General features: G+C 50.9%; 1 pseudogene. It reads left to right on the top strand.

Annotated features, from left to right (window positions below):
- Positions 1-576: pseudogene (locus tag ACFQRK_RS24020) on the top strand (glycosyl transferase); the annotation flags it as partial.

Raw genomic sequence — 576 nt, 5'->3', positions numbered from 1 at the left:
GGTATTGCCTTGATGACAATGCACGGGCACTGCTCATGATGCTGATGGCTTACAGGCGGACCAAGAGCGAGGCCGTACTCAAACACATCGCTGTTTACCTTGGCTACCTGAATTACGCGCAGAACCCAGATGGCACTTTCCGGAACTTCATGGGGTTCAACCGAAGTTTCCTCGATGAAGTGAGCTCGGAGGATGCCTTTGGAAGGGCCATCTGGGCGCTCGGCTATGCGACAGCCTATTCGCCGATGGATGCTTATTATCAGGTCGTGCAACGGCTGTTCGCCAATGCAGCACCCCATTTCGAACATCTGAAGTCTATCCGGAGCATTGCCAATACACTTATAGGCCTTTATTATTATTTGAAAGACAATCCATCAAATGAAGAGATGGTCGAATTGGCTCGGAAGCTTGCCCAACGTCTCTATGATGCCTATCAGTTACATCGAACTGACACCTGGCATTGGTATGAATCGCTTTTGGCCTACGACAATGGGCTGCTGCCCATGGCCATGCTGTGTGCCGCCGAGGTGATAAACAACACCTCGTTCAGGGACGTGGCTTTTGAAAGCCTGGAAT

The organism is Parapedobacter sp. GCM10030251 (assembly GCF_042666505.1).
Classification (GTDB): Bacteria; Bacteroidota; Bacteroidia; order Sphingobacteriales; family Sphingobacteriaceae; genus Parapedobacter.
Note: the sequence above shows the minus strand (reverse complement) of the source record. Positions and strands in the feature narration are given on the sequence as shown.